We start from the raw sequence: 17,642 nt of genomic DNA on the forward strand, positions 1-17,642 counted from the left end.
TGGCACTTTGATGCCGTGAGCGGGAGCCATCCACCCTATCCGGTTAGGCTTGTTGTTCCGAGCGGCCAGGAGCCGGGATGCGTGTTTGCGGAATGACTTCTGTCGCGATCGAAGTGGCGCAGAGCAGACGTTCGCGTTGCTGACGATCGATGCTAGGCGCTGGTAACTCTCGGGTGGCCAACTTCGGTGTCAGCGCCACGACCGAACACGACACATAGGATTAAGAGAGCTATACCGACGTCGATGAAAACGTCTGCGGGATTGAATACCCAAATGAACCCAGTCTTCGACGCATCAAACATATCGATGACCGAACCGAGCCCATTTTCGCCTATAGAGCCGAATCCGAGAGTGTTTGGAGGCGGACATTCAAGATCAGTATCCCCTCTCCTGTGTGGATCGTTCCAGCGCCATATTGGCACATCGATGCGGTCTAGGGGGCGGTCACATTATTTGAGCTAGTTTACGCCCTAGCCTTAATCAAAAGGCTGACGTAGCAAAGTGGTCGATGTAACTGACGGAGCATGCATGACAGGCGTTGAACAAGCCGAAAATGGCTCATTTGATGAAATTGAATTGAATGGTGTGACCGATAAGGTTCGCCGCGATATTTTTGAGCGTATAAAGCGATTGGCAGGATACCGGCCAACCGTAGCGGTGCTTGGGAAAACTGGCGCCGGTAAATCAAGTTTAGGGAATGCACTTTTTGGCAGAGAAGTTTTTGAAGTTAGTTCTGTAAGGGCGGGTACTCGGCAGCCCAAATCATTGACAGCGGCAATTCTTGGCGTTGATATGGATCTTGTCGATTTTCCCGGCGTAGGTGAAAGTAGAGATCGCGATGAAGAATATCGCGCCCTTTATCGAGAATGGATCGGGCGTATCGACGTGGCACTATGGGTTGTCAAAATGGACGACCGTGTTCTAGCGCCAGATATCGATTATTTCGAGCAGGTCATAAAGCCTGCTGGCTTCCCGATTGAACGAATTGTGTTTGTCGTCAGTCAGGTGGACAAAGCCGATCCTCTTCGTGAGTGGGACCTCCGGCAGCATAAGCCGGGTGGCAAGCAAGCGATCAATATTGATGATAAAGTTGCTCAATTACGTGAGACCTTTGGGGTGGCTCCTGCTCAAGTTGTGCCTGTATCGGCCGAAGAACGTTATAATTTGGAATCCCTTGCAGAGAGAATTATTTATGCATGCCCCGACGAGGCGGCGCTAAATGTTGCCAGAGCTTTGGATTCGGATATGAAAACAGATGTGATTCGCGAAACAGTTTTGGGAAAGGCGTGGTCATTTATAAAAGAATTTTATAGCAATAATTCAGATGAAATACACGCCGCTATTGCGGCCATCATTGCAAAATTGTTGAAAAATGGACGGCGATAGGAGGCCTCTGCGCTAAGGGCAAAGTCCCATTACCCGTCCCACCAAGGCGTCCGGATGGCGAACTATCGGGCCAAATCGACAGCAGGGAATGCTGACTTCCTTTTTAAGGGCGTTTTGGTTCGAAATGGAGGCCATTCGGGCACTCCTCAGGGATTTGATCATGTTAACCCAGCACTTCGCCAAGAAATCTTGAAACATCGACTTATTTCTTCGTCGCCCCTCAAGGCAGGCGTTGAAAGCGTCGCTAAGTGGATAGCCGCCGCTGGATTATGGACGGTCTGCGCCCGCTTTCGGGGCCGATGGTGTGATCGTCTACCAATTCCATCACGCTGGTGAGATACTTCAACCTGGTTAGGCTAAAGCGGTAATGTCGGCTTTGACTGGCTGCGTTCTCCAAACCGGCCCTACCGCAACCGGCCCTTTTCGAATGGCGGTCGTGGCCCACGCCGATGCGACTAGGTGCGCGACGCTCTTCCAAGTCTCGCTGCCCCTCCCGCACGCGGGAGGGGGGATGGCGCATGGCCTTCCTGCTTGCGGGAGGGCGGGAAGGTTTGGGGCCGAAGGGGCCGTGCCTTTGTGCGCTTCGCTTCGGGCCGCGCGGGATGGTCAGTACGTCGGCTGGGCGGTCGGGCTCGTGCGGGGGGATGGCGTGCGGGTCGGGGTCGGGCGGGGCAGGGGGATCACGCGTGGCAGGCTCGTTCGGGGCTGGCCCTGCTGCGGGCGCACCACGTTGACCTGCGGGCTGGCGGATGCCGGGCGGCCGGTGGCGCGTTCGAGAAAGTCCTCGTTCGCCGCGGCGGTCGATTGGCTGGAGGGGGCGGTGCCCGAGCCGGGAACCGGGATCGTCGTGCCGTCCTCGTAGCGCGGTTCGTCGGCGTTGGCGCTGCCGCCCGGCGCCGCGTCGGGGTAGACCACGTTGCCGTTCTCGTCGATGTACGAATAGTCCTCGGGGTTGCCCTGCATGTATTCGTCATCGGGTTCGAGCTGCCATTCGGGCAGCTTGAGTTCGGTGTCGAACTTCTGCACCGGGCGGTTTTGCACGGCGACGGTCATGTAGTCGTGGAACGCCTTGGCCGGGCCGGTGCCGCCCCACAGGCCACTGACGCGCTTGGCGTCGTCGCGGCCCATCCACACGCCGGTGGTCACCCCGCTCGAGAAGCCGAGGAACCAGCCGTCCTTGTGCGAACTGGTGGTGCCGGTCTTGCCCGCGACGGGGCGGCCGATCTGCGCGCGCCGGCCGGTGCCGGTGGCGACCGCGGTCTGCAGCAGGTCGGTGATCCCGGCCGCGACATAGGGCGGGATGAGCGCGCGGCCCTGGACCGACTTGTGTTCGTAGAGCACGCGGCCCGAAGTCGTCGTCACCTTGCGGATGCCGAAGGGTTCGACCGAGGTGCCGCCGGCGGAAACTTCGGTGAAGGCGCGGGTCATGTCGATCACGCGCACTTCGGAGGTGCCCAGCACCATCGAGGGGTTGGTGCCGATCGGCGTCGAGATGCCGAACCGGCGGGCCATGCTGGCGACGCTCGAAAAGCCGACCTCGGAGCCCAGCTTGGCCGCGATGGTGTTTTTCGAATAGGCGAAGGCCGAGCGCACGTCGATGGGACCGGCGAACTTGAAGTCGTCGTTCTGCGGGCTCCAGCCGTCGATGGTGATCGGTTCGTCGACGACCTGGTCGTCCGGCGTGTAGCCCGCCTCGAGCGCGGCCATGTAGACGAACAGCTTCCACGAGGAGCCGGGCTGGCGCACCGCGCTCGTGGCGCGGTTGTAGTTCGAGGTGATGTAGTCGGTGCCACCGACCATCGCGAGCACCGCGCCGTCGTTGTCCATGCTCACCAGCGCGCCCTGCGCGCCCTTGGGCACGTTGCTGTCGACCGCCTTGGTCGCGGCGGCCTGGAGCTTGGGATCGAGCGTGGTCCACACCTCGATCGGCTCGGTCGTCTCGGGCAGCAGCATGTCGAGCTGGGGCAGCGCCCAGTCGGTGAAGTAGCGCACCGAGTTCTGGCCCGATTCCTTGGCCATCTTGATCTGCGACAGGTCGGTGTCGTCGGCTTCGGACTGGCTGATCGCGCCGGTCTGCGCCATCAGCTGGAGCACGACTTTGCCGCGATCGATCGAGGCCTGCGCGTCGGCGGTGGGCGAATAGTGCGAGGGGGCCTTGACCAGGCCGGCGATGATCGCCGCCTCGCCGACCGAAAGCTGGGTCGCGGGGTGGCCGAAGAACTTGCGGCTGGCCGCGTCGATGCCGTAGGCGCCGCCGCCGAAATAGACCTTGTTGAGGTAGAGTTCGAGGATCTGGTCCTTGGTGAACTTGCGCTCCATCGCCAGCGCCAGGATCATCTCGCGGCCCTTGCGGCCGAAGGTCCTGGCGTTGTTGAGGAAGATGTTGCGCGCCAGCTGCTGGGTGATCGTCGAGGCGCCTTCGCGAAAGTGGCCCTTTTCGATGCGCACCTTGACGATGCGCAGCAGCGCGATCGGATCGACGCCGATGTGATCGCGAAAGCGCCGGTCCTCGGTGGAGACGATGGCGTCCTTCATGGCCTGGGGAATTTCGTCGTAGCTCAGCCACTTGCCATAGCTGGGCCCGAGCGAGACGAGTTCCGAGCCATCGTTCGCGCGCACCACGATCATCTGCCCGTTCTGGCTGCTCTTGAGCGCGGTGTAATCGGGCAGCTCGCGCATGGTGAAGAGCACCGCGGTGCCCAGGAACACCACGCCGAGCATGGCGAGCCCTGCACCCCAGATGAGCGCGAGGCGCAGGACGCGGCGCCACAGAGGCTTTTGTGCGGAAGCGCGGGAGGCGGCCTTGGAACTGGGGCGCCGGCCGGAATTCTTGGCCATCGGTTAGGTGCTAATCCCTCTTGCGGACGTGGCTGTCCGATCGACCCTCTACACTTTGCAGCGCGACTTGTAACCTCAAGTTAACAGCGTGCGTCGAGCCTCGCGCGCGGCTGGTCGAAAGCCCCCCTTTGCGCGCTATTCCTCGTCTTCGGGCGCGAAATCGAGCGAGGCGCTGTTGATGCAGTAGCGCAGGCCCGTGGGCGCGGGGCCATCGGGAAAGACATGGCCCAGGTGCCCCTCGCAGCGCGCGCAGAGCACTTCGACGCGCACCATCCCGTGCGACATGTCGCGCCGCACTTCCACCGCGCTTTCATCCACCGGCGCGCTGTAGGCGGGCCAGCCGCAGCCCGAATTGTACTTGTCCGCGTTGGTGAACAGCGGCGCGCCGCAGCCCGCGCAGAAGTAGGTGCCGTCCTGGTCGGTCTTGTCGTACTTGCCGGTGAACGCGCGCTCGGTCCCGGCTTCGCGCAGGACATGGTACTGCTCGGGGCTGAGCTTCTCGCGCCATTCGGCCTCGGTCAGGGTGATCTTGTCGGTCATCGGGCTTCTCCTTGGCGCGTCATATGGGAAGCGCGGGCGGCTTTTGCCAAGGATACCGCCAAGTGGACCTTCGCTCTTACAGCCCCTCGAACAGGGCGAGCATACGCTTCCAGGCGCGGTCGGCCTCGTCGGGGTTCCAGGTCGGGGTATCGGGCACGCACCAGCCGTGGTCGGCCTGATAGACTTCGATCTCGGCGGGGCGGTGGGCGGCGTCGGCGGCCTTGCGCAGTTCGCTTTTCTGGTCCGGCTGGCGCGCGTCGTCGTTGCGCGCGATCGCGAAGAGGTAGGCGGCCTTGGTCCTGGCCAGCAGGCGGTGCGGGCTGTCGGGCTCCTCGGTGACGAGGCCTGCGCCGTGGAACGAGGCGGCCGCGCCCACCCGGTCGGGCCTGGCGGCGGCGGTGCGCACGGTGAACGGGCCGCCCATGCAATAGCCGCTGGTGCCGATCTTGCGCGCGGTGTCGACCGCCTCGCTGGCATCGAGGAAGGCGACGTAGGAGGCCGCGTCGCCGGTCACCGCCGCCGGGGTGAGCGCGGCGCGCATCGGCGCGATCTTCGCCTGCCCTTCGGGCGTGCGCCAGTCGGAGAAGCTGCGCAGCACGGGCGCGGGGCCGTCGCGGTAGTAGGGGTTGACGACCAGGACCGCATACCCTTCCGCGGCGAGCGTGCGGGCCATGATCTTGTTGGCCTCACGCAGCCCGGCAATGTCGGGCCACATCACGACGCCCGGATGATGTCCGCTTTCGGGGTGGACGAAGAAGGCGTCGCACACGCCATCGGCCATGGTCACCGAGACCATGCGTTCGCGCACCGCGCTGCCGCCCGGTGCGGCGATCGCGCCCGAGCATCCGGCGAGCGCGGCGCTGGCGCCAAGCGCGGCAAACTGGCGGCGGTCGAGCCCGCGCCGGGCCAGGTTCTGCTCTTCCTCGGCCTCGGTGAATTCGTCACACATCGATCGTCTCCCGGCTGTGTCGCCGGGCACGCTAGCGGGTTCGCGGGGGGGAGGCGAGGATTGATTGCGCGCGGGCGCCAACCCCGGCGGGCAAGGGGTGTTCCCCCGCGTTTAGCTGCGAAACACCACCGTGCGCGCGCCGTTGAGCAGCACGCGGTCTTCCAGATGCAGCCGCACCGCCTCGGCCAGCACGCGGCGTTCGATGTCGCGGCCCTTGCGGACCATGTCCTCGGGCGTGTCGGCGTGGGTCACGGCTTCGACGTCCTGATGGATGATCGGCCCTTCGTCGAGGTCGGCGGTCACGTAGTGCGCGGTCGCCCCGATCATCTTCACCCCGCGCGCGTGCGCCTGGTGGTAGGGCTTGGCGCCCTTGAAACCGGGCAGGAACGAGTGGTGGATGTTGATGCAGCGCCCCGACAGGAAGCGGGCCATGTCGTCCGAGAGGATCTGCATGTAGCGCGCCAGCACGACGAGTTCGGCGCGGGTCTCCTCGACCAGCCTGCGCACCTGGGCTTCCTGCTCGGCCTTGGTCGCCCTGGTGACGGGCAGGTGGTGGAAGGGCACGCCGTCGAGCAGGTGGGTGGCAATGGCTTCGCGCGGGTGGTTGGACACCACGCCGACGATCTCCATGCCGATCTCGCCGATGCGCTGGCGGTAGAGCAGGTCGGCAAGGCAGTGGTCGAACTTGCTGACCAGGATCAGCACCCGGCGCGGACGGTCCTGGCGCAGCATCGACCAGGCCATGGCGTATTCGTGCGCGATGGGGCCGAAGCCCTCGCGGATTTCCTCGCGGTCCGCGGTGCCCGGATCGAAGGCGACACGCATGAAGAACTTGTCTTCGGCAAGATCGTTGAACTGCTGCGCCTCGATGATGTTGCCGCCGCACTGGGCGAGGTAGCCGGTCACCCGCGCGACGATGCCGGGACGGTCCTTGCACGACAGCGCGAGGATGAGCGGTTGGGACATCAGTTCAAATCCTCATGAATGATCGTGCGGCAACCCGCGTTCAACAGCGCGGTCTGCAGCGCCTCGCGCGAGGGGGCAGGTCCGGCCGGTCGAGCGGTCCGTCAGCGTGAGACGGTCCGGCTCGACCAGCAGGTCCCAGTGCGGCGTGAGGCCGAACACGCGCGCCGGGGCGGCTCAGGCCGCGACGCGGGTGGTGAGAGCGGCTTCGCTCTCGTCCATCAGCGCGGCGATGATCGTGGCGACGGGTTCCTCGGCCTTGACCATGCCGACCGACTGCCCAGCCATCACCGAGCCGTTCTCGACGTCGCCGTCGATGACCGCGCGGCGCAGCGCTCCGGCCCAGAAATGCTCGATGGCGAGCTGCGCCTCACCCATGTCCAGCTCGCCCGCGTCGAGCCGCTTGGCGACCTCGATCTGCTTGGCGGTGAACTCCTCGGTGCCCTTGTTCTTGAGCGCGCGCACCGGGATCACCGGCAGGCGCGGGTCGACCTGGACCGAGGCCACGGCATCGCGCGCGGAGGCGCGGAAGAACATCTTCTTGAAATCGGGGTGCGCGATCGATTCGCTGGCGCAGGCAAAGCGCGTGCCCAGCTGGACGCCCGCCGCGCCCATCTCCAGATAGCCGGCCATCGCCTCGCCCCGGCCGATGCCGCCCGCCACGAAGACGAGGTGATCGGCGGCGAGTTCGGGCAGGATTTCCTGCGCGAGCACCGAGGTGGCGACCGGGCCGATGTGGCCGCCCGCTTCCGAACCCTCGATCACCAGCGCGTCCGCGCCCGAGCGCAGCAGCTTCTTGCCCAGCGCCAGCGTGGGCGCGAAGCAGATCACCTTGGCGCCCGCTTCCTTGATCGCCTCGACGCTGCCCTTGGGCGGAATCCCGCCCGCCAGCACGACATGGCCGACCGCGTGCTTGGCGCAAACGGCGATCAGGTCGAACAGCTGCGGGTGCATCGTGATGAGGTTCACGCCGAAGGGCTTGTCGGTCAAAGCCTTCGTTTCGGTGATTTCCCGGTCGAGCAGTTCGGGCGTCATCGCGCCGCAGGCAATGACCCCGAAACCGCCCGCGTTGCTGATCGCGGAGACCAGGTTGCGCTCGGACACCCAGGACATCGCGCCACACAGGATGGCGGTCTGCGTGCCGAGAAATTCCCGGCCGCGCGCCATGAGCGCCAGGGTCCTGGCCGAAGTCGAGAGGGGTGCGGTCATCGATGCTCCTGTTGCGCGCATTTCACTAAAAGTCGCGCCATAAGCCGACGAAACGTGCAGGACAAGCCATGAGCGGGGGAACCCAATGCCGCCATAATGAATTAAAGTGCGATAGTCAGGTCGCGGAGGTGCTGTGTATGTACGTGTCGGAAATTGATGGGCTTGCTCCAAGCACGCCGTTTCGGGAGGTCATGCACATTCCAACCGACTTCTGCCTCGATGCGCAAACCTTTGAAGACATCCTCGATCTTGAGGAAGCGGTCCGGCTGGCGATGGCGGGCCCCCAGGTTCCCGGCGCTCCCTCGATCCTCGACATCCAGGACGCCTGGAGCGTGCTCGAAGGCAAGCTGCCCAGCACGGTCGACGCCTATCTCACGGTCAGCGTCAAACGCATGTTCGAAGCCTTCAACCAGCGCGACGTGGCGCTGATGCAGGCCGAGCAGGAACGCATCGCCGCGCGTCTCAGCGAACTGCGCCGCACCGCGCGCTGAGCGCGGATGCGCGGACCGGCCAGCGGTTCGTTTTGGCACCGGCCTTGGCGAGGGCCGCTGTCGTGGCGATGGACGGGGGGACAGTGGTGAACCGCGGGTGCGGTTGACGCCTTGCCTTGCGGCCTGCGGTGGCGCGGATTTCCGTTCCAGACACCGCCTTCCCGACACGCCATTTTTCCGTATCCTGACAGTATCGGATCGACGTGCGGCGTCGTATGGGCCGGGGCCGGTAGGCCTTCAGCCGACGGATCGCTTTTTCGCCCGACTTTTCGCTTTTCCCGGCCCCGTCAACGCAAAGCGGCGGCACCCTTGGGGCACCGCCGCTTGTCGCGCCTGGCAAGGCGCCGCGCGGCAAGGCCGCGCGGCGTTTTACGCGCTTACTCGGTCAGGCCGCGCGCCTTGAGCATCGGCTCGAGCTGCGGGTCGTGGCCGGTAAAGTTGCGGTAGAGCACGTCGAGATCCTTCGAATGCCCCTGACCCAGGAACGAGGCGCGGATATGATCGCCGTTCGCGCGGGTCATGCCGCCGTGCTTTTCAACCCAGTCCCAGCCATCGTGGGCGAGCACTTCGGTCCAGATGTACGAGTAGTAGCCCGAGGCGTAGCCGTTGTCCCAGATATGGCGGAAGTACGGCGTGCGGTAGCGCGGCGGGATGAGATCGGTGCGCAGGCCCATCGAGGCCAGAGCCTGCTTTTCGAATTCCATCGGCGGCTGCGAAGCCTGCTCGGGGGTGAGCGTGTGCCACTTGATGTCGAGCATCGCCGCCTCGAGCGTCTCGCCAAAGGCCACGCTCTGGTTGAACTTGCCCGCCGCCTCGATCTTGTCGAGCAGCCCTGCGGGGAGCGGCGCGCCGGTCTTGTAGTGCTTGGCGTAGTGCGCCAGCACTTCGGGCACGGTGGCGAAGTTCTCGTTGAACTGGCTCGGGAATTCCACGAAGTCGCGCGCGGTGTTGGTGCCCGAGAGTTCGGGGTACTTCTGGCTGGCGAAGAAGCCGTGCAGCGCGTGGCCGAATTCGTGGAACATCGTCGTCACGTCATCCCAGCTGGCGAGCGCGGGCTGGCCTTCGGCGGGCGGATCGATGTTGATGGTGTTGGCGATCACCGGCTTGTTGCCGAGCAGGTCCGACTGTTCGACGAAGTTGTTCATCCACGCCCCGCCGCGCTTGGACGGACGCGAGAACGGATCGAAGTAGAACAGCCCGAGCGGGGTCTTGCCGTCCTTGTCGATCACTTCGTAGACGCGCATCGTGGGGTGGTAGACCGGGATGTCGGTGCGGCGCCTGAAGGTCAGCCCGTAGGTCTTGTTGGCGGCGTAGAAAACGCCGTTTTCCAGCACGTTGTAGACTTCGAAGTAGGGCTTGATGGCGCTTTCGTCGAGGTCGTACTTGGCCTTGCGCACCTTCTCGGCGTAGTAGGTCCAGTCCCAGGGTTCGAGCTTGGTCACGCCGTCGGCCCGGGCCGCGTCGAGCAGCACGCCCGCCTCGCGGTCCTGCGTCTTGCGCAGCGCGGGCACGAAGCCGGTCATGAAGGTCATCGCCTTTTCGGGCGTGTTGATCATGCGGTCGTACATCTGGAAGGTGGCGAAGTTGGGCTGGCCGAGCAGCTCGGCCTTCTTGGCGCGCAGGGTGGCGATCTGGGTGACGAGGCCGGTCGTATCGTACTGGTCGCCCGAGGAGGCGCGGTTGATGCTTTCCTCGAACACGCGGCGGCGGCTGTCGCGGTTGGTCAGCTGCGCGAGCACGGGCTGCTGGGTGTAGTTGATCAGCGGCAGGACGTACTTGCCCGGCTTGCCGTCCTTGGCGGCGCGCTCGGCGGCGGCGGCGATCTGCGCGTCGGACAGGCCGTCGAGCGCTTCCTTGCTGTCGAACACGACGGCGTGGGCGTTGTTGGCCTGGGTGAGCTGTTGCGCGAACTGCGTCTCCAGCTTGGAGATGTCGGTGTTCATCGCCTTGAGCGCGACCTTCTGCGCCGGGCTGAGCAGCGCGCCGCGGTGGACGAACTTGGCGTATTCGACCTTGAGCAGCATCGCGTCTTCGCCGGTCAGCGCCTTGCCCGCCGCGCTGTCGTGCACCGCCTTGACCCGCGCGAAGAGCTTGGGATCGAGGTAGATGTCATCCTCCATCGCCGAAATCTGCGGCGAGACGGCGGTGTCGATCGCGTCGAGCGCGTCGCTGGTGTTGGCCGAGGTGAGCTGGCTGAACACGTTGTAGACCCGGTCGTAGAGCACGCCCGCGCGCTCCATCGCGACAAGCGTGTTTTCGAACGTGGGGGCGGCCTTGTTGTTGGCGATCGCCTTCATTTCGGCGCGCTTTTGCGCGATGCCGGCCTCGATCGCGGGCTGCCAGTCGGAATCCTTGATCTTGGTAAAGTCGGGCGCGCCGAAGGGCAGGGCGCTCGGCTTGGCGAACACGCCGTCATAGGCGCTCGCGTCGGCCGCCTGCGCTGCGGTGGTGATGGTCATCGCGGCAACTCCGCCAAGGGCAAGGCCGGTGAGGGCAGGGGCCGCAAAGGCGGCGAGCGGGCTGGCGAAAGCAAGCGGGGCAGCGGCTGCCAGAAGCCGGGTCTTCATTGGGGGCACTCTCCTGATGGTCGACCGGGCGGCAGGACGGGCTGCGACGCTTGAAAAAGCGCGCCGCGGCAGTGGCCCGGTGACGGTACGATGGCCGCAATGAAGCGCCTCGGCGAACGCTTGGCAAGCGTCACCTGCGCCGCAAAACCGCCATTGCTCAAAACGCGGTGTTTGCCGTTAGAATGCTGTGCGGGCTCGGGGCTTTTGGAAAAGTTTATTACGAAACGATCATTCGTGCATACGTGCCCGCCCGGCGCCAGCCGCTATCGGCCCGGCGCGCCGCATGCGAGGGCACTGGCAACGCGCATACAAACCCGCGCCGAAACGGCGAGAGACGTCTCGGCGCGAGGGGATAGGGCATGCAGCAAGGGGGCCGCGATGCGCATTATCCGGGAGAGGTCAGGCCTCGCGGAAGTGGCCCTTGTCCCAGATCTTCATGCTGTCCGCACGCCCGGCTTGCTCGCGCACGACGGTTTCGCGTTCGTGATCGAGCACGAGCGATCCGGTCCGGCGATACGAGGCCTTGCGGCGGAAGGGCATTTCGGCACCGATGTTCATGATGGGAGGCTCCTCTCATTATCGTTATGAGAGGAGAACGCACGAGCGGGGGCCCGGTTCCCGCAGGACGACACTTTTGGGCCGTGGCATGGCTGGGGGCGAAGCGGGCGGCAAAGCTGGCGCGTTTCTTGCCTGAGTGGCGGCGTCCCCGAAACCGTTGTCTGGAGATGGACGTGCCGCTTTACGATTTCCACTGCACGCATTGCGCGGCCGAATTCGAACTTCTCATGCGCCACGACGATACGCCGGTGTGCCCGCAATGCGGCTCATCGGCGCTCAACCGCATGGTCTCGCGCGTGTCGCCGCCGGGCAAGAGCAAGGCGATCATCGCGGCCGGGCGCGAACGCGCGCGGCGCGAAGGGCATCTCAGCAATTTCTGAGTGGTGTCGGGTTTGCGACAGGGTGTCGGGAAGGTGACGGGCAATTGGCAAGGGGCAATTGGCAGGGGGCAGGGCGCGCTTCAGCGCGGCCCCACCCCGCGCGCGAACTGTTCCTGCAGGTTGGCCAGCACGCGCGGCGAGACCGGCGCCAGCGCGCGGGCGGGTTTGCCCTTGCGCAGGCGCGCGGCGTCTTGCGGATCAGGGGTGACCACTTCGACCCGCACGGCGGCCTTGCCCTTCGCGCGCACGCCCAGTTCCTCGGCCGCCCCGCGCGAAAGGTCGAGGATGCGCGCGGCTTCGCCGAAGGGGCCGCGATCGTTGACCCGCACCAGGATGCGACGGCCGGTGTCGAGCGATGTCACCACCACGTAGCTGGGCAGCGGCAGGTCCTTGTTCGCGGCGGTGATCCAGCGCGGGCGGAAGCGTTCGCCGTTGGCGGTTTGCGAGCCGCTTTCGTTGCCGTACCAGGTGGCGTAGCCGAGCATGTCGTAGCCGGGCTGCGCGCGCGGGGTATAAGTGACCCCGCGCACGGTATATGGGGGGCCGATGCGCACCGGCACATCGCTCACCGGCCGGTATTTCGGCCCGCCTGCGCAGGCGCTCAAGCCGAGGCTGAGCGCGGTAAGCGCCAGCAGTGGAGCCGATCGCCTGGCGGGGCTGGGTAACGCGAACATCGCCTGCGGTTACTTGCGCTCGGCGGCGGTTTCCTCGCGCACGGCCTTGAATTCGGAACCCGGCTTCCACTGCGGCCAGCGGTCCGAATTGGCAAGGTCCCAGCCGATCGTGCCGACCAGGTCGATGTCCTGCACCGCGCCGGCCAGGTTCCAGTCCGGCCCGATCGCGTCGCAGGCCTGATGGTAGCACTTGCCGGTGTAGTCATCGATCCACTTCTGCCCGGCCGCGCGGCCGCCCTCGACCATGTCCGAGGCGCCGGCAAGGCCCATCAGCAGCAGCACGGGCACGCCCTTCTTGGCGAAGGAGAAGTGGTCGGCGCGGTAGAACAGGCCGCGTTCGGGCAGCCCTTCGGGGGTGACGGTGCGGCCCTGCTTTGCCGCGGCGGCGGCGAGGTCATCCTCAAGCGTGTCCTGCCCCTTGCCCACCAGCAGCACGTCCTTGGCCAGTCCGGCGGTCTGCAGCACGTCGATGGCGAGGTTGGCGACGGTCTTGGCCATCGGGAACGTGGGGTGCGCGGCGTAGTAGGCCGAGCCGAGCAGCCCGCGCTCCTCGGCGGTCCAGGCCGCGAAGACGACCGAGCGCTGCGGGGCGGGGCGCTGCTTCATGACGCGCGCGATGTCGAGCAGCCCGGCGACGCCCAGCGCATCGTCGTTCGCGCCCGCGCGGTAGATGCGCCCCTGCGCATCGGGTTCGCCCTTGCCGTAGGCGTCCCAGTGCGCGCCGAGCACGACCGCTTCGTCCTTGCGCGTGGTGCCAGGGATCATGCCCAGCACGTTGTGGCTGGTGATGACTTCGTGCGAGACGGGCACGTCGGCATCGAAGGTCGTGCCCTTGAGTTCAACCGGACGGAAGTTCTTCGAACGCGCGGCCTTGCGCAGCGCGGCCAGATCGAGCCCGGCCTTCTGGAACAGCTGCGTGGCGGTATCGCCCGCGATCCAGCCCTGCAGGCGCAGCGGCGAGACGTCGGCGGCGTCCTTCACCACGTCGAAATTCTCGCCATGCGGGCTTTCGACGACGTTCCAGCCATAGCCCGCGCCCGCGGTGTCGTGGATCACCAGCGCGCCGACCGCGCCCTGCCGCGCGGCTTCCTCGAACTTGTAGCGCCAGCGCCCGTAGTAGGTCATCGTGCGCCCGCCGAACTTGCCGTAGGGGTCCATGCCCTTGGTCGCTTCGAAGTCGGGATCGTTGACGAGGAAGACCAGCACTTTGCCCTTGAGGTCCATGCCCTTGAAATCGTCCCACTGGCGCTCGGGCGCCTTGACCCCGTAGCCCACGAAGACGACCGGGGCGTGGGCGATCACCGCTTCGTCGTCGGCGCGCTCGGTCGAGACGTAGACCTGCTTGAGCTGGTCGACCGGCATGGTCCCTTGCGGCGTGGCGAAGGCCAGCGTCCTGGCCTTGGCGAGCTGGGTGTGGAGCAGCGGCACGGCCTGGACCCAGCTGCCGTCGGGCGCGGCGGGCTGAAGGCCGAGGTCCTGCATGCGCGCGATGAGGTAGCCGATCGTGCGATCATCGCCGCGCGTGCCGGGCGCGCGGCCCTCGAACGTGTCGGAGGCCATCGTGGTGACGTCCTGCGCGATGCGGTCAGCGTCGAGCGGCATCTGGGCAAGGGCAGGGGTGAAGGGGACGACGGCAAGCGCCGCGGCGAGCGGGAAAAGGGAACGCGTCAGCATGGCCGCGCATACTAGGCGCGCACGCCTTGGAGACAAGCGCGATGGGGTAAGGCGGCGTGGACAAATTTCGAACGCTGCATCGGCCGCCGGGCGCTTGGATTACGCAAGAGTCCAAGTGTAGCGTCCATGGTGGCGCTCGACCGTTCCGGCCGAGGACCCGGCGAAATGCGCGCTGAACACAGCTAAACACACGGGCGCGTTCATCGGCCGCGAAGTTCAGGACCCAGCGCCGGGAGCGTTGCGTCTTGTCCGGGGCCGCGTCGAAGATCGACAGCAAGTCCGGCTCGGCGACCTGAACGGGGTGGTGCAGCGCATCGCCGCAAGACAGCGCCTGTGCGCCTTGGCTTTCGAGCACGATCGCGGCGTGGGCTGCCGAATGGCCCGGTGTGGAATGGAAGGAAAAGCCGGGGATCGCCTGACGCCCGTCGACGCGGCGCGTGTTCCGGCCCACGTGATCGACGTGGAGATGGGTGTGCAAGACGAAGTCCACCGCCTCGGGACGGACGCCGAGCGCGGCGAGCCGTGCGAGACAGGAGGGGAGCTGCTCGAAATAGGGCGCGAAAGGGCGCGGCTTGGCGTTGCCCGCACCGGTCGTTTCGCCGCCGCGGCCGCGCAGGCTGCTCGCCGGGGCGGACAGGCCCGTCGGCAAGGCGTGGCTGAGTGTGTCCTGGGTGGCGATGGAAGTGTTGCTGGCCCCCGCGCTCGGGCGCGGTGCAGCCCTGGTCGCTCATGCGCGGCGACGAGGCCGTGACCTATCGCGGGGCTTTGCGGCTGGTCGTCGGGAATGCGGGCTCGGTCCGGCAAGGCGCGTTGGACGGGTTGGGCGTCGCGCTGCTCGCGCGCGGTTTCGTGTCGCGGTTTGTGGCGCAGGGGGCGCTGACGCCGATCCTGCTGCAAGGAAGAGCGGATGGCCTCAGGCCATCCGCTCTTCTGCGATCAGAGTTCGTGCCAGAGTTCGTGCCAGAGTTCGTGCCAGAGTTCGTGCCAGAGTTCGTGCCAGAGTTCCGGCCCGTGCTCCGGGCCGGGGGCCGACGGGGGGCTCTCCATCAGGCGCCGAACCCGCCGTCGATCGTCTGCATCGATCCGGTAATCATCGCCGCGTGCGGTCCCGCGATATAGGCGGTGAGTTCGGCGATTTCGCTCGGCCGGGCGTGGCGCTTGATCGCCATGAAGCCGTGCATCGTCTCGGCCATCGGTCCGTCGGCGGGGTTCATGTCGCTGTCGGTCGGGCCGGGCTGGATGGCGTTGACGGTGATCCCGCGCGCGCCAAGATCGCGCGCCAGGCCACGCACCATCCCCTGGACCGCCGACTTGGTCAGGGCATAGGCGGCCCCGCCCGCGAAGGGCATGCGATCGCCGTTGACCGATCCGATGACGATGATGCGCCCGTCCGCGTTCATGCGCCGCGCGGCTTCGATGGCGGCGTGATAGGGCGCGCGCACATTCACATCGATCATGTGGTCGACGGCATCGGCCGCGATGCCCAGCGGATCGCCCATGACCAGCGCACCGGCCGCCACCACGAGCACGTCGAGCGCGCCGCGACCGGCCACGGTGGCGAGCAGTTCGCTGCGGTCCGCGCTGTCGGTGCGGATGGGGGTGGCGCCGGTTTCGTGCGCCAGATCTTCGGCCGCCTGCTGCGAACCGGCGTAGGTGAAGGCCACCTGGCCGCCCCCGGCCGCGAGGCGGCGCACGATGGCCGCACCGATGCCGCGGCTTCCCCCCAGGACGAGGACGTTCTTGTCGGTAAAATCGTTCATGACGTATCTCCTTGGTTGCGGGCGGGAGGCGATCCGCGGGCTTGCAATCGCGTCTCTCACCCTCTGGACGCGAAGGTGAACCCGAAGCATTGTTCGGAATAGACGGCGAAATCTGGTTCTAGTGAACGGGAATACCGAACGATGATGAAGCTCGACGGGGTTGTCGCCTTTTCCATGACGGTCGAGGCCGGATCGATCAGCCAGGCGGCGCAGCGGCTCGGACTGGCCAAATCGGTCGTCAGCGAACGCCTTGCCGAACTCGAACGCACGCTGGGCACCACGCTGATCCAGCGCACCACCCGCAAGCTGTCGCTGACCGCGAGCGGCGAGACTTTTCTGCCGCGCGCCCGGCGGATCCTGCGCGAGGCGCAGGAAGCGACGGCCGAACTGGCCGCGCGCAGCGGCAAGCTTTCCGGGCCTTTGCGCATTTCCGCCCCGGTCGGCTTTGGTGTCCTGCATCTGGGCCCCGCTCTCGGGCGCTTCCTGCGCGATTATCCGGAGATCGATCTCTCGCTCGAACTCGACGATAGCTTCGTGGATGCGGCGAGCGGGGGCTTCGATGCCGTGCTGCGGCACGGCGCGGTCGGGGACGGACGGCTGATCGCGCGGCGCCTCGCGCACAGCCGACGCCTGCTGGTGGCCTCGCCGGCCTATCTGGAGCGGCATGGCCACCCCGGCACGCCCGGCGCGCTCGAGCAGCACCGGGCGCTGCTCTATTCCAACCGCACGAGCGACTGGCGCTTCACCGCACCGGGGCAAGGCTGGTCGGTGATCCGCCCGCGCGCCGCGCTGCGCGTCAACAACGGCCTCATCATGCGCGATGCGGCCATCGAAGGGCTGGGCATCGCCCTTTTGCCCAGCTTCTTCATCCACCAGGCGCTTGCCGCAGGGACGCTCGTCGCGATCGATCTCGGGGTGCAGGCCGAAGGCGCCGAGCTGTTTCTGACCTACCCCAAGGATCACGGCGCGGCGGCGAAAATCCGGGCCTTTGGCGACAGCCTGCGGCGAAGCTTCGGCAGCCCGCCTTACTGGGAGCGCGTCGAGCCTGCGCCGCGCGCAGCACCGATCTGAGGCAGGACAACGCCGGCTCGATCGGTGCTGCGCGCGGCCCCGCGTTATCGGGGAAGCGCGCCTGACCCCCGGGCGCGGGGCTGGTTCCGCTCGCCAAAGTCGCCGCCGAGCGGCTGTCGGATCAGGCTCCAGAGCGGGACGCAGAGGCCCATCGACGGGAGCATTTTTCCGGCCGGTGGAAATCCCTGACGGCATTGAAAAATGCTTTGAGGCAAACGCTTGGATGGGCCGGATCTACTCAATCCTATCGAAAACCGTTCCCGATACGCCACATCGTGCGGCCGGGCGTGCTGGTAGCGCCCTCGCCGCCGTCGTGGCGCGGGCGGGTGCAGCGCCACGGGGCGGTGGTGTCGCTGGCGCGGGTGTCGAAGCGCGCGCGGGGTGCCGCTGCGCGAGGGGATGGTCGGCTGGTTGGCCGCAACGACCCGTTCTACCGGATTGCTGGTCGCCGTGCGATCGTTCATCTGCGCCTCCTCGAGGGAGGGGACCAGCGTGCGCAGGCCCGGCTGCCCGGTGCCGGGCGCGGCGGCCTGATCGAAAAGTCGCCCCTTGGTGCCTTTCAGGAGCGGCACCGGCCCACGC

General features: G+C 66.3%; 16 protein-coding genes. 4 read left to right on the forward strand and 12 right to left on the reverse strand.

Features of this window, described 5'->3' with window-relative positions:
- Window positions 1–152: 152 nt before the first annotated feature.
- On the reverse strand, window positions 153–422 hold the full coding sequence (locus MTR62_RS21625) for a signal peptidase II (RefSeq protein WP_407672680.1): 270 nt from the start codon (window positions 420–422) through the stop codon (window positions 153–155).
- A gap of 106 nt (window positions 423–528) precedes the next feature.
- Here MTR62_RS21625 and MTR62_RS12525 point away from each other — a divergent pair, with 106 nt between their 5' ends.
- Window positions 529–1,386, forward strand: a complete 858-nt coding sequence (locus MTR62_RS12525; protein ID WP_244021367.1) for a GTPase family protein — start codon at window positions 529–531, stop codon at window positions 1,384–1,386.
- Window positions 1,387–1,992: 606 nt separating this feature from the next.
- Here MTR62_RS12525 and MTR62_RS12530 read toward each other — a convergent pair.
- From MTR62_RS12530 to MTR62_RS12550, 5 genes are all read right to left on the reverse strand, one after another.
- A complete protein-coding gene (locus MTR62_RS12530; RefSeq protein WP_244021369.1) occupies window positions 1,993–4,224 on the reverse strand; it encodes a transglycosylase domain-containing protein in 2,232 nt (743 codons plus the stop codon).
- 135 nt (window positions 4,225–4,359) lie between these two features.
- On the reverse strand, window positions 4,360–4,764 hold the full coding sequence (gene msrB / locus MTR62_RS12535; protein WP_244021370.1) for a peptide-methionine (R)-S-oxide reductase MsrB: 405 nt from the start codon (window positions 4,762–4,764) through the stop codon (window positions 4,360–4,362).
- A gap of 76 nt (window positions 4,765–4,840) precedes the next feature.
- Window positions 4,841–5,713: a dienelactone hydrolase family protein gene (locus MTR62_RS12540; RefSeq protein WP_244021373.1), complete on the reverse strand. Its 873-nt coding sequence runs from the start codon at window positions 5,711–5,713 to the stop codon at window positions 4,841–4,843.
- Between the two features lie 111 nt (window positions 5,714–5,824).
- On the reverse strand, window positions 5,825–6,679 hold the full coding sequence (purU, locus tag MTR62_RS12545; protein ID WP_244021375.1) for a formyltetrahydrofolate deformylase: 855 nt from the start codon (window positions 6,677–6,679) through the stop codon (window positions 5,825–5,827).
- 174 nt (window positions 6,680–6,853) lie between these two features.
- Entirely contained in the window at window positions 6,854–7,885 is a 1,032-nt protein-coding gene (locus tag MTR62_RS12550; RefSeq protein ID WP_244021376.1) for an NAD(P)H-dependent flavin oxidoreductase, read from the reverse strand.
- A gap of 191 nt (window positions 7,886–8,076) precedes the next feature.
- On the opposite strand from MTR62_RS12550, the gene MTR62_RS12555 reads away from it, so the two are divergent.
- Window positions 8,077–8,376, forward strand: coding sequence for a hypothetical protein (locus tag MTR62_RS12555; protein WP_244021377.1), 300 nt, complete (start codon window positions 8,077–8,079; stop codon window positions 8,374–8,376).
- 377 nt (window positions 8,377–8,753) lie between these two features.
- Here MTR62_RS12555 and MTR62_RS12560 read toward each other — a convergent pair whose 3' ends face one another.
- Both MTR62_RS12560 and MTR62_RS12565 read right to left on the reverse strand, forming a co-directional pair.
- Entirely contained in the window at window positions 8,754–10,943 is a 2,190-nt protein-coding gene (locus MTR62_RS12560; RefSeq protein ID WP_244021378.1) for a M3 family metallopeptidase, read from the reverse strand.
- A gap of 399 nt (window positions 10,944–11,342) precedes the next feature.
- Window positions 11,343–11,501 (reverse strand): hypothetical protein, encoded by a 159-nt coding sequence (locus tag MTR62_RS12565; RefSeq protein ID WP_244021379.1) that lies wholly within the window; start codon window positions 11,499–11,501, stop codon window positions 11,343–11,345.
- A 173-nt stretch (window positions 11,502–11,674) separates the two neighbouring features.
- On the opposite strand from MTR62_RS12565, the gene MTR62_RS12570 reads away from it, so the two are divergent.
- Window positions 11,675–11,881, forward strand: a complete 207-nt coding sequence (locus MTR62_RS12570) for an FmdB family zinc ribbon protein (protein WP_244021380.1) — start codon at window positions 11,675–11,677, stop codon at window positions 11,879–11,881.
- An 80-nt stretch (window positions 11,882–11,961) separates the two neighbouring features.
- Here the strand turns inward: MTR62_RS12570 and MTR62_RS12575 are convergent, their stop codons facing one another.
- The 4 genes from MTR62_RS12575 to bdcA all read right to left on the reverse strand — a co-directional run bounded on the left by MTR62_RS12575 (window position 11,962) and on the right by bdcA (window position 15,989).
- On the reverse strand, window positions 11,962–12,555 hold the full coding sequence (locus MTR62_RS12575) for a septal ring lytic transglycosylase RlpA family protein (RefSeq protein ID WP_244021381.1): 594 nt from the start codon (window positions 12,553–12,555) through the stop codon (window positions 11,962–11,964).
- 9 nt (window positions 12,556–12,564) lie between these two features.
- The gene (locus MTR62_RS12580) at window positions 12,565–14,229 is read right to left on the reverse strand and encodes a M28 family metallopeptidase (protein WP_244021383.1); all 1,665 of its coding nucleotides are present in this window, start codon (window positions 14,227–14,229) and stop codon (window positions 12,565–12,567) included.
- Complete coding sequence (locus MTR62_RS21630) at window positions 14,141–14,878, reverse strand: MBL fold metallo-hydrolase (protein ID WP_407672681.1); 738 nt, start codon at window positions 14,876–14,878, stop codon at window positions 14,141–14,143. The genes MTR62_RS12580 and MTR62_RS21630 overlap by 89 nt, the downstream gene beginning before the upstream one ends.
- A gap of 397 nt (window positions 14,879–15,275) precedes the next feature.
- Window positions 15,276–15,989 carry an SDR family oxidoreductase gene (bdcA, locus tag MTR62_RS12585; RefSeq protein ID WP_244021392.1) on the reverse strand — a complete coding sequence of 238 codons (714 nt, stop codon included), beginning with the start codon at window positions 15,987–15,989 and terminating at the stop codon, window positions 15,276–15,278.
- A 141-nt stretch (window positions 15,990–16,130) separates the two neighbouring features.
- Here bdcA and MTR62_RS12590 point away from each other — a divergent pair, with 141 nt between their 5' ends.
- A complete protein-coding gene (locus tag MTR62_RS12590) occupies window positions 16,131–17,060 on the forward strand; it encodes a LysR family transcriptional regulator (protein ID WP_244021394.1) in 930 nt (309 codons plus the stop codon).
- The last annotated feature ends 582 nt before the right edge of the window (window positions 17,061–17,642 follow it).

The organism is Novosphingobium organovorum, from assembly GCF_022832435.1.
In the GTDB taxonomy this organism is placed as follows: Bacteria; Pseudomonadota; Alphaproteobacteria; order Sphingomonadales; family Sphingomonadaceae; genus Novosphingobium; species Novosphingobium organovorum.